Annotated in this window: 6 protein-coding genes and 2 pseudogenes; 2 read left to right on the top strand and 6 right to left on the bottom strand. The window is 41.1% G+C overall.

Features of this window, described 5'->3' with window-relative positions:
• The coding region (locus KIV40_RS14675) for an ankyrin repeat domain-containing protein (protein ID WP_285349917.1) at positions 1 to 1,373 on the top strand (1,373 nt) is incomplete at its 5' end.
• Positions 1,374 to 1,488: 115 nt separating this feature from the next.
• Here KIV40_RS14675 and KIV40_RS14670 read toward each other — a convergent pair.
• The 5 genes and pseudogenes from KIV40_RS14670 to KIV40_RS14650 all read right to left on the bottom strand — a co-directional run.
• Positions 1,489 to 2,196, bottom strand: coding sequence for a hypothetical protein (locus KIV40_RS14670; RefSeq protein WP_285349915.1), 708 nt, complete (start codon positions 2,194 to 2,196; stop codon positions 1,489 to 1,491).
• Positions 2,197 to 2,355: 159 nt separating this feature from the next.
• The gene (locus KIV40_RS14665) at positions 2,356 to 2,961 is read right to left on the bottom strand and encodes a hypothetical protein (RefSeq protein ID WP_285349914.1); all 606 of its coding nucleotides are present in this window, start codon (positions 2,959 to 2,961) and stop codon (positions 2,356 to 2,358) included.
• A gap of 521 nt (positions 2,962 to 3,482) precedes the next feature.
• On the bottom strand, positions 3,483 to 4,196 hold the full coding sequence (locus tag KIV40_RS14660) for a hypothetical protein (protein ID WP_285349913.1): 714 nt from the start codon (positions 4,194 to 4,196) through the stop codon (positions 3,483 to 3,485).
• Positions 4,189 to 8,358 carry a type VI secretion system tip protein TssI/VgrG gene (gene tssI / locus KIV40_RS14655; RefSeq protein WP_285349911.1) on the bottom strand — a complete coding sequence of 1,390 codons (4,170 nt, stop codon included), beginning with the start codon at positions 8,356 to 8,358 and terminating at the stop codon, positions 4,189 to 4,191. The genes KIV40_RS14660 and tssI overlap by 8 nt, the downstream gene beginning before the upstream one ends.
• 404 nt (positions 8,359 to 8,762) lie before the next feature.
• A pseudogene (locus KIV40_RS14650) lies at positions 8,763 to 8,918 on the bottom strand (MBL fold metallo-hydrolase); the annotation flags it as partial.
• 180 nt (positions 8,919 to 9,098) lie between these two features.
• Between KIV40_RS14650 and KIV40_RS14645 the strand changes: the two are divergent.
• A pseudogene (locus KIV40_RS14645) lies at positions 9,099 to 9,221 on the top strand (LysR family transcriptional regulator); the annotation flags it as partial.
• A gap of 101 nt (positions 9,222 to 9,322) precedes the next feature.
• On the opposite strand, the gene KIV40_RS14640 reads toward KIV40_RS14645, so the two are convergent.
• A complete protein-coding gene (locus KIV40_RS14640; RefSeq protein WP_285349909.1) occupies positions 9,323 to 12,199 on the bottom strand; it encodes an amylo-alpha-1,6-glucosidase in 2,877 nt (958 codons plus the stop codon).
• Positions 12,200 to 12,287: the final 88 nt, after the last annotated feature.

Genomic DNA, 12,287 nt, shown 5'->3' with positions numbered 1-12,287 from the left:
AATACCAAATGAAAAAAAGATGGTTAGGTATGGCTTGTGTGCTTCCCCTATTGGTTGCGTGTGACCATCAAAATCCAGCTAAAAATACAATTGAGCCCCAATATAAAGTCGAATTTGATTCCAAGCCTCAAAAAATATCACCTGATACGAAAAAGTGTGACTGGAATGACCAAGATGATGATGGGCAAACACTTCTCCATAAAATTTACGCTGGTACAGCATGGACAGAGAAAAGTTTCAGTGAAAAGCAGGCTTTATTATTAAAAGGCTTTAAAGAGGGATGTATTAACCCAAACTTACAGGATAACATGGGATATACTGCAGCACATTACGCAATTGCTTTTATGTATGAAGTCCCTGCTTATGATTCAAAACTGGATACGCTCCCTTTTATCCACCCAATAGAATTATTAGATTTGCTTGTTTCCCAGCCAAACTTTAACCCAAATATTCGGGACTATTATTATCGCAATTCGCCATTGATGCTATTAATAGGGGATAAAGATGCATTTAAAAATGATACGTTCAATAAAATTAACTATCTAAAAAGAACAAAAGAAATTATATCAACTTTCTTAAAAAGAGATGATGTCGTATTTAACTGGCAAAATTATACACGAGAAACGATTTCATCCTTTATAGATAAAGTAATCGATAATGTTTATATAAACCCTTGTAATTGTACAGTTGAACCACATCAAACGTTAGAAACTATCAAAGAAATAAAGTCACAGATAGAAAAAACCACTAACAAACTTTTATATCCATATAGTAATGATGAAAGTACGGGGCTATATATTACTTTTGAAGATATAGGCTTCGATTCAAACTTATACCACCTTAGCTTTTACAATGACTATCTATTGGAATCGCTAGAATTAGGGGCCGATCCTAATTTTATATCAAATGATCAATATACATTCCTTAATCTCTTATCTGATATAAACGGGCGTTATTATGGTGCAGACGTCGAGTCAAACAACGATTTACGAACAAAACTAGCAAAGACTTTGATTCAGCATGGTGCAGACGTAAATCTGACTACTGAAGGGAAAACCCCTCTTTATTTCGCTCTTGGGAGCAGTAATACTGAGCTAGTTAAGCTTCTACTCGCACATACCGAGCTTGACTTGAACCATCAAGACAGAGAAGGGAATACTGCGATAATGAAGTTTTTTAAGTATCATGATAACGATACATTTGAAGAACAATCACAATTATTGTTTCAACGAAGAAGTGATATAAACTGGCAACAGAAAAATTATAAAGGTAACAACTTGCATGACATATTAAATCAAATAGTTACGAAGTATAACCAAGAAGAAATGAAAATATGGATAGAAGAAAGCCTAAGGGTGAATACTCAGAATTAGATTTTAATTAACTAATCCATTAAAAGTCCTCTGATATACTCAGAGGACTTTTAGTGTGAAGCCAATAAATATGATGGACTATTACTTATTAATCAACTATCTTCCTTTTGTTTGCTCAGCTCTCTGGATAATGAATCCAAAATACTGGTAATAAATAACTATCACACTCATTACATCGATACTTATTATTACCAATTTTAGTAAAGATAAGCTTAACGGCATCAGTACCTTCTATCGTTGTTTCTGGTTGGCAGTAATCACCATTATCAAAAAACTCACTAACAGCGGTGAAGACTATTTTGTCACCTTGCAAGCAAACGTTATAGTTGTGCGCTATACTACTTTTATTATTACGTAACCAAGCACGATACTTATCCATACTGATATATGAACTATCAATAGTATCACGATAGATCTCAGGATACTTCTCTTTAAAGTTAAGACTATTATCGGCATCTAGTTCCTGATCTCGGCTAAAACTACCTTGATAAGGGTTTTCTTTGACTACATAATCAAACACCAAAAAATCGTAATAAACGTAAATATACAAGCCTACACAGGCACATAACGAAGCTAGCAACGCTATGCCTTTGCCTTTTCGCGTTGCATGGTAAAAAAGCCATAAAATGAAAGCTAAGCCAAAGAAACAGCTCGCTAATACCACAGCAAAATAGCTTGATACATCCAAGACATTACGCCAAAGATAGGCAAAAAACTGACTTATATCACCATTGAACTCAATAAAAAAACTCAGAACTAATAAGACAATAAAAACGAACAGAGTAAATAATGCAGATAACTTGAAGATTTTTATTTTTTTCATAACCGAACTACCTAAAGACAGAAACAACTCAACAAACACATATTGAAAATAAATTTTAGATATATTTAATGTAAATACAAAATTACTATACTATTTTATCTAACATTTAATCCTGATTACTTTATTATAAAATAAAAATAGCATGACCATAATCTCGTGTTATGTCTCTTTTTCCTCTCTATCTAATATCTCTCGAATTTTCTTATAAGACTTTTTTTGAGAATTGAAGATGATTTTATGCCCACCACCAAACTCTTTCTCTATGCCAGCAATCAGTTTCCGCCACTCAAGCAGATAAGCTACCATCGAGTAAATCAACACTCCAAATGTGAATAGTACAAGCGTACCAAGGCTGAAAAATAGAACGTAATGAACTCCTACTTTAGGACTTATAACATCAGAACGTTTGAGCAGTTCTGCTATCCCAATACCAATACCAATACCAATACCAATACCAGCACCACCTGTCCCAATAAAAAAGGCAACATAACTGCCATACTCCTTTTTAATACTAGTAATGAGTCTACGCCAACGACTTAAATAAGAAACTAAAGGTGCAATAATCACACCGACAGCTAAGCTAATTGGCACACCGATTGTAAAAAACAGGAAGGCATGGATATCAATTTCGGTACCTAAAATCCCTAAGCGTTTAAGTCCCTCAGCTATAGCTATTGATAAACCCGCAGCGGAGCCTCCAACAAAGATAAATACCAATGCTACTACCTTTCCAAAACGCTTGAATGGTGTTCTTAACCATGGCATTTTATCAAAGCTAAGCTAAGACCACGGATTTAAATACTTGACTTCGATTTCACAGCCTCTAATTCTTATTTCCTTATCGATTGATCTTAAGTCTCTTTTCTTGATGAAATAATTTCCAATTACAAAGCCAAGAAACAAAAAAACATAATAATGGACAAATATAAATGTATATCAGGGAAGCTATTTACATGAATTGCAACTAAAGAAAAAATAAAATTGTACCCAGTATATAGCATAGATAATGGATATCAAATTAAATTCCACTATATTATAAGATAAGTAACTATCATTGCAAATATATGCAATAAAATATACACAACTGAAATAAAAAATAAGTTAATATCGGGGACACTGATAGTAAATTCATATCTTTTGTCACAGCTAATTTTACCAACTCAATAAATCCAAAGAATATAAAAAAGGCAACAATCGCCCTTCTTGAACTATCTATATTATTTACCGATTTATTTTCCAAAAAATACCTCTAAAGTTTGAATATATCAGTGCCTATTTTACCAAACCTAGTCATTGGTTTCTTTCTGCTCTTTAGGCTCTGTTCGGTAGTTATCACCAGCAGTGATGTCGTATCGAATTACTGTGTCGTCAGTAAATTGGGAAAAATCGAGCCTCATTTTAAAATAACTAAACTCCCCCTCTGCTTCCATTTTTCCATCAATGTAATAATCACAAGCAAAGCCGTCGGACCAATTCTGCCACTCGTCATAATATGTTGCTCTACAATTTTTCGCCTCTAAAAATGACGTTGCAGCAATAAATTTATCACTTTCCATTCTTGGTGGGTATATTCGTAGCTCTGCAAAACCCACCGTATCGTAAGCGTTTTCGGCATCAACAGTAATATCGTACTGCTTCATATCACAACCGTTAGATATAAAGTTGGTATAAGGAATGCGTAGCTCGTAGTGACTTTCATCTTGCGAGAAATTATGGTCGATGAGCAATATTGCTTTGCCCCCTTTTCGTTTTTTACCGTCCACGGCACTCCAAGAAAAAGACTTACACTGCTCACCGCCACCGTAGAATGTACTGTATGCTTTAACCTTCGCATCCTCTGGCTTCAAGCCTTTTATAGTAATGTAGTGATCGTCAGGCGACGCTCCAAATGGCGGAGTTGGTTTGCTGTGCTTGGCAAAGAAAGAAGGCACTGCATAATACAGCCCTAAAGCTCCAACAAAAACAACTAAAGGTAAGCCTACTTTAAAAACTTTACTCATCAATTTGTCCTTTTATGTCAATGACTGACGGCGCTGCATTACCATAGAGTAAGGTAATAGGTGGCATCAATGCGGGAGAGTTTACAAGCACACCTAACTCCCGTTGAATACGCTTGAGATTAGCAACTAACTCTTCAATAGTTTCCTGCTCCATCTTCAAGCTAATACGTTTCGCCTCACCAACATGGTAAGGAATACTTTGGCTTCTCTCATACTCTTTTTGCAGCGCTTGGTGACCTTGATTCAAGCTTTCTATCGTCGCTTTTAACTCTCGATTGGCGTTCTCGTAGCTCTGGAATAGTGTCCCTTCAAGCAGCATCTCAAGTTGCGCTTTCAAGTTAGGAATATATTCTGACATCATATGATCTAACCCCGAATCTAGCACAGTCGCAACATACCCATTGAGGTCGATGTGCTCCTTACTTAATGTGTTTGCCAATACAAACGTATCATCTTGTTTATCGTGCGCAAACGTAAGACTAGTGATGTGAGTCTGCTTCGGAGTCAGAAGAACCTGCTTTACATCATTAGGTTGGTGTTTTTCAGGACTATAAGTCAGTAGCTGGACTAAATTGCCATGATGATGATAATTGTCTTCATCACTATCTACAACTTTGTCTAAGAGCGACATAACTTTACCAGTTATACCGATTCGTTTTCCCCATGAACGCCAAGTCGTATCTTCGGTATTTGTATTTGTCCATTTAAAAGGCAATTGTGGAACCAAATCATGGTTATTCACATGGCGATGGTGAACAATGCTGTTGTAGTTTTTAACAAAAGTATGGGTTCCAGTACGTGGCATACCGTAAGTGTGGAGCCTTAACGTATTCGGAGAGAAATATTGTTTTAACAACGCACTAATTAGCAAAGCACCAGCCCCTCCTAGGCTGTGCCCACAAACATAAAAATCCTTTTTGCTATGAAAGTCTTTAATATCATCTCTAATTAACTTCCAAAACGCAGCGGCATATTGGTAGAACCCTTGATGAACATAACTTCCATTTAATTCAGGAATAGCTATTTGCGAGGCATCTAAGTCGGTCATTACATCTTTATACCCAGGCGATTCAAAAATTGCCCTGACACCGTCTTCAGCTTCAATAGCTCGAAGAGCCAATCCATCACTCCCTACACGATGAATGCCTTCATTGCCAAAGTATGTTTGGGTACCTCGAACGCCAATAATAGCTATTTCTTCATTGCTTAAAATATACCCTTCGCAGCCAATATTGCTATCGTAATAAAACTTATATTTAAGGTGCTTGGAGTAAGGTACTTCCTGTAGTAGCCAGTCTTCCACAGAAGAAGCACAGTATTTAGGGCGTACTTTTGTTCTTAGCTTCTCAAGTAGAATTTCTAACCCACCATCAGGTATAGAGGGTGACTTGCTATCAGGAATACCAAATTCATCACTCGCATAGGCTTGGGTTGCCAGTAGTGCAAACGTATAGCTGTTAACAAGGCTGTATTCGTCAGTATCGATGATCAAAGGTAGATAACTTCGAAGTGCTTTGACTTCAATCACTGTTGTCTCATTTGAAACGACACTCAAGCCCGCATTGGTTTTGTCATGTTGACTATCAAGCGCTCCATGGTTGTCACGTAAGAAGTCATCTTTGGGTTCTTCATCCCATAAGTCACCAACAGCAACATACTTGTACTGTTTGGCTTTCTCTCCCGAAGCATCTAGTTCACTTTGTGCTCGTTGGTTTACTGGTGATAGGACAGCCTCTTCGCGACTCGCATGTTGCTCAACCTCATTAAGTAGATCATCTCTGATTGCGGTAACGCGCCAACTACCCTCAATGACATCATCAAAAAATGCCCCTCCATTTTGAATAGCCTGAGTTAATTTTTGACCTGTGACACTATGCGTTATAGTGACTTCTAACCCATCTAGAGAAACATCTCGCTCACTGCGTAGCTCAAGTGCTAACCAATGTTTCGATTGCGTTGGTTCTTGAACATAAACAAGTGGAGAAACTGACGTCGCAGCACTCCCTGCCGATGGGGTAGACAAAGCAGATACAGATTTGGGAGTGCGGGTTGTCACATCTGTAAATCTCACAGCCCCTTTATTAGGGTTCATCTTCACTTTTGAACCCAGAACTTTGGTCGTACTAGCACCATCTATCGTGATATCCGAGCCATAAAGCAAAATATTGCCATTACTTTTTAGGACCAACCCAGAAAACCCGACTTTGACTGCAATTTCATCAGCAGACACTACCGCGGTCTGTCCGTCAGAGCGGATAGAGGTGTTACCGTTCACTTCGACACTGAGGTTATTGCCGACGCTATGTGTGTCGTCAGCCCCTACATCAATTGACCGCGATGCCATGATTACTGTGTTTTGGTCTTGCCCTACATCCAGTGAATCGTCTTTACCAATCAAAGTTTGACGATTTTCGTCGATGTACAAGTCTCGGTTGTTGGCTATTTTCTCGGATTCATTCGCGCTGTAAGTGACGTGAACATCTTCCTCAACTTGCTCCATAAAGGTTTGCTTAGTAATGGAGGCTTTATGCCCATCAATGACTTCTTTACGGTCGCCTAAGATGTTGTTTTCTTGGTTGTTACCGACTTTTAACTCTTCATCATTTCCGATGTCTCGATAACGGTTATTGAGCACTTTAGTCTTCATGTCTTTTTGAGCACGGAAGTGAACCTCTTCTTGGTCACTTTCATCCTCAAAATACATTTCGTTGTAACCTTCAGCCTTATGGCTTTGGGTTCTAAACACTGTGCGCGTTTTGTTTTCTGGTAATGGGTATGGCGGCGTGTGTAAACCGTTGTACACCGCCCCCGTCACTAACGGGCGGTCTGGGTCGCCCTCTAGGAAAGTCACAATCACTTCATGACCAATGCGAGGTAGATAGACTGCTCCCCAGTTGGGTGCTGCCATTGATTGACTGACACGTAGCCAACATGAACTATGCTCATCGCGTTGTGCGTAACGGTCCCAATGGAACTGAACTTTGATGCGTCCATATTCATCGGTGTAGATTTCTTCACCCGCAGGACCAACCACAACGGCAGTTTGAGGGCCATCAACGACAGGTGACGCCATTTTAGGCGCGCGGAATGTTACGTCTCGAGGCAAGCAGACAAACTGATTGTGATAAGTCGTAGGCTCATCGCTCGACTCTTCTTCGTGTACACGAGGGTTAAAGCCCGTGTGCATCACCGTCAACATGAGGTAATCACGGTTGATGCCTGAACGAGGATGCTGGCTTATATCGAAGCTGTAGCCTGCAGTGAGACGCATGATATCGCTCGCAGCTTCAATCTGATGGCTGTCCACCGTGTATTCGGACATCCACTCTATTGCACGCTGCTGACCTAATTCTGGCGTTGTGTAACGACCAAGATAGTCGTAGCGCTGCAAATCAAAGTTTGGACCTTCATCGGCGCTTGTACCTTGCGGAATTTTTGGCGTGAGATAGTTGTAATCGCCGTAGCTCACTAACCCAGTGCGAGTTCGATGGATTTGCTCAAGGTCGAAAATATGCTCTCGGTCTGGCGTACCACCACCTTGGGCATGATAAATCACAGGTCCTAGGTAAGAAGCATTAGTAGGTGAACTGATGAGCTCAGGTATCGCATCGTTGCTATCGACGATGACCATGGTATGTCCAGCCTCGTTATGCTCGAAATAATACCAAAGGCCGTGCTCTGCCATTAGTCGCTGTACAAAATGCTGGTCATTCTCGCGGTATTGAAGAACATACTCTTTCGCTTCGTATTGCGCTGACAGTTCAAAGCGATAATCGCTCATGCCTGCATCATCAAATACCTGACGAATGATGTCGGGCGCGGTTTGCATCTGAAAGATACGACAGTCTTGGCGCTGAGTAAGAAACCAAAGATGTGGAACCAAGGTAATATGATAGCGCGAGAAGCGGCGACCGGAGCCTAAATAGCGCAGCTCAGAGATACTGCCGTTAAACTGGCGTGCCGTTCCTACACCTTGACCAAACAGGCTTAGGACGCCCATTTTTCGGCTTAACATATCGAATGTGATGGCATCGTCGTCAGACAATACTGTTAGATTCATTTCAAAGGGAGAAGAGACTGTTTCCGTAATCCGGAAGCTTTCGACTTTAAATGCACCGGAGAATCCAGAAACATCAAAGGTGAAATTTACATCATTAACCATACCATTCGGCTCTTATGACAACGAGGAAGTGCGTAAACACCCCTAAAGACGCTAAATTGGCCCAACTGTATCAAGTTATATGACGTTCATCACCGTGATGAATTAACAGATAATTTGCACGTTAGACTAGGTATTTATTGGGGACAAATACACCAATCATCTGTGACACCAAAAATATGACTTTTTGTATGGTTATTTCATCGGTCATGTACCGATTTTGAATGTGTCAGTATGTGACGTAACTCGGCAAGAATTGCTCTGAAGCTTTGAACACACCTTTAATTACTTACCACTCATCAGCAATCACATCGTAAACCACGTCGACAAGTGGCAAAGCTATTACGACAACAGCTACTCACAATGAGGGGCTGTTTTTTGGCAGTATGGTGAATAACAGGCTTAGATTAACGCCACTCCATTTCACCACTTAGCACTTTCGCACCCAGTTCAAGATCGCCTTCTGTTGCAGCAAATTGTGGGTACTTAGCCTTCATCGCTGCCGAAATCTCGCTTGAAAATGGCTTGCTTAATTTTTCTAACGTCTGCTCATTATCTTCGATGAGTAATTGAACGCTTATTCATCATCTTATTCCGTATTAGAGAACCAATTCATGCGGCTCGTTTAGTGTTGAGGTCATCTTATTTGATTGGTTTTAGATGAAATAGACAGCAAATTAACTTTCACTATTGCGAAATCCGGACATATACTGTGACGGCGATTTTCTTAAGGTGAAGCGACAGAATGGCACCCAAAAACGTTAGGCGTTCATGCCATCTATGGCACGCGTAAACAAGTCACACCGTTGTTAAGAGCCTTTATCGACCATCTCTCCACTAGCATGTCGGAATCCAAGCGCTGGTAAGCACTTTTCTGAACATTCACGTTACAACGAACATCCAGTGGTTACTTAAATAGAAAGCCGCTGGATAAACCGGCGGCTTTTTCTTAGAACTTCAATTCACGTTATTGAAGCGGTGTGACACGGATATCAGCAATCTGCGCTTCATTCATCTCGCCATCTACACCACCTGAGTAAATGTAAGTTTCATTAGATTTCAAGTAACTCATATTGAAATGGTCTTTGAGAACCAGTCGGTATGATTTGCCTTGTTCCAAGGAAACTTCAATTGGTGTTGAATAACGCATACCTTTGTTCTCACCAATATGGCCCATTTGAATGTAACCTTTACCAACTGACTGACCAGAATCGTCGAGAACTTCGAGCTCTTTCACTGAGTTAGTAATACCGGTATTTAGTTGGCCTAGGTTATTGTTATACCACGCCGCCAACTGGTATCGCCCGTTAGTAGGGACGGTGAAAGCACTCAGACCATTTACATCACCACTATCTTTACTGACAGTGACCACTGATACATCGTCTTTCAGCGGTTGGTAGTCACCTTCAAGTTTGACGCGAATATCTTCGCCAACACAAACAGGTTCACTTGGGTTAGAACGGAAGCCTTGTTCATTAATACTCTCAGCCAAATAACACGCAAAACCGCTTAAGGTATCGCTGTACTCTTTTCCGTTAACATTGCTTTGGATCAGTTGACCATTGCGGTACAAGTTAATGTTGTAGTCACTAGTTACACCAATCGTCACATTATTGTTAGTGCGAGCGACATCGAGCTTAGGCTCTTTTGGAGAAAAGACTTTTTCACTTTCCGTTGCGTAAGGTTTGACTCCATCAACCACTTTTATACTGCTGTCGTCAGCAACAAGACTACCCAAGGTGACTTGGTAGTGACCATTATCATCAACCGTCACCTCTTCCACTGGATAGTAACCGTTTGACTCATCCTGTGCTTCTGGCAGGTGAACCGTCACAGAGTAGCTTTTACCCTTGAAGCTAAAGTTCTCCAATGTAATCTGTTCTGATTGAGCAAAAAGTTGATTGCGAACCCATCCTGTAATGAACGGTTTAACTTCCAATTGCCCTGTTTCAGTGTGTATACCAAAGATAGTTTCGACCACCATATTGAGATAACCACCTACCGACCATAGCTGGCGCTGGGAGTTGATCACTGGGCCATCAAGAGAAGCATCTGCACCATGGTCGCTATGAATAATGAACGATTTGCCAGACAACCACTCCAAGTTTTCCATATTCGATAAGTTGGTTGCCGTACCACGAACTAAAGATTGAATCGCATTGTTAGCCGCTTCTACGTTTTGAGTTTGATGTGCAGCGCGCAAGCTATATGCGGTGACAAATGGCCAAATCGCACGGTTGTGATAAACCGGAACACCTGGCTGTTGAGGGAAGTAAACTGGAACACCAAACTCACTATGAGGATAGTTTTCCATAATTTGTTTCGCCTGAGCATCACTTGCAATGCCACTTATAATTGCAAGCGCTTCACCTAGCATGTCATATTTATCGACCGCTATATCTTGCCCGTTATCGAACAAGTAACTCACGTACATACCACGCTGTTCATTCCAAAACTCAGTATTGATTGCCGTTTTTAACTGCTCAGCCCAACCTGCGTATTTCACCGCGTTTTTTGAGTCAAATTGTTCTGCCAACTTCGCCGCTAAGCGCATTGCTCGATAGTGAACCACGTTAGTCGACAACGCTTTGCTACTACCAATCGCATTAACATCATCAGGCGTCCACGTAGAGTATGTCTGCTCACGCCAGTCCAAGAACGACTGTTCTCCCGTGTAAAGGCCTGAGTCTTGATCAAACGCCGCTAAACGGTCGGCTTCTAGCGTGTTGCTAACCGCGTTGTAAGCACGCTCTGCAAATTGGTTGTAAGCTTCGCCATCCAGTGCCGACAGTAAACGTTCTGCCCCTAACGCCCATGTTGTTCGATCGGTACTGATCGGCCAACTGCCACCAGTGCCTGTATCTTGGACGATTTGCTCACCATCGTATTGTTGATCTGTTGTGTCTCGAAAGGCTGATAATTTGAATTCCAAGCCGTTTTCAACACGCGTAGGATTCATCAACGCAAGAGAAAGGTCGGCCGCATATGCCAAATCACGAGTCCAAACGTAATGCCACTTGGCACCTGTCTCAAACACTTCTGCCTTTATTGGTTTGTTGTAGTTGTAATTGCCGTCTTTGATTTCAGACACCGCAAGTTGATCGAGCTCCTTCATCGTCAAAGCGAACAATGCATCAAACGCGAGATCGCCAGAAACAACACGAGGCCCTTCTTTCTCCGTAATCACCATGCCTTGATCCAGAGCGTCTCGCTGTTCCGTCGTGGTTGAGATGCCAAACTCGCGCAGATCTGCTTTAGGATCTTTGACAGAAAAAGTCACCGTTTCATTACTGTCATCGTAGTTTCGGAACAGTTTTAGCTCTTTATTTTGATGCCCCTCATGCACCATTTCAGGATCCAAAATAGCATCTGAGTAATACTTCTCTGCCTCTTCCTGCGTGGCTTTTGTTACGGTCATCGTCGCGCTGCTTTTATCCACAAAACTCACAGAGAACTTATAGTAACCTTTGTCTTCAAACGTGATTTCCGAATTGCAGTCGTCATTCATACACGCTTCATTCGTTTCTGGTTTTGGTAAGTAGTCCTGAGCCTCATCAAACATCGCAGGCTGTTCAAAATGAGTGTATTGGATTTGCCAGCCAGGATCGGCAATCTTGAACTGGTTACTACCTCGCGCTACGCGTAACACGGTTTCATATTCATTGTTCCCTAAATAGTTCAGCTTCGCGTGTTCTGCAGTCCCCCAATCGCCATTCAATCCGCGTAGGTAAAGGTCTTCCGAAATAATCGGTTTATCGACCACCTCCGAGGTATCAGAATCTGAACCACATCCAACTAACCCCATCGCTGCAGCAACAGCAAGCGCAATAAAACTTGGTTTCATGTTCATCCTTTAGATTGTTATTTTGGCGACAGTCTAAGGAACACGCTCTTCAGAGAAAAATAGGTAACAGCGTCAGCTTTATAGACAA

It is taken from the genome of Vibrio sp. D173a, assembly GCF_030248475.1.
Note: the sequence above shows the minus strand (reverse complement) of the source record. Positions and strands in the feature narration are given on the sequence as shown.

Bases quoted from the DNA above. Each gene is read 5' to 3' on its own strand.
- KIV40_RS14640 (WP_285349909.1), bottom strand. From the start codon at position 12,199: ATGAAACCAAGTTTTATTGCGCTTGCTGTTGCTGCAGCGATGGGGTTA.
- tssI (WP_285349911.1), bottom strand. From the start codon at position 8,358: ATGGTTAATGATGTAAATTTCACCTTTGATGTTTCTGGATTCTCCGGT.
- KIV40_RS14665 (WP_285349914.1), bottom strand. From the start codon at position 2,961: ATGCCATGGTTAAGAACACCATTCAAGCGTTTTGGAAAGGTAGTAGCA.
- KIV40_RS14670 (WP_285349915.1), bottom strand. From the start codon at position 2,196: ATGAAAAAAATAAAAATCTTCAAGTTATCTGCATTATTTACTCTGTTC.
- KIV40_RS14660 (WP_285349913.1), bottom strand. From the start codon at position 4,196: ATGAGTAAAGTTTTTAAAGTAGGCTTACCTTTAGTTGTTTTTGTTGGA.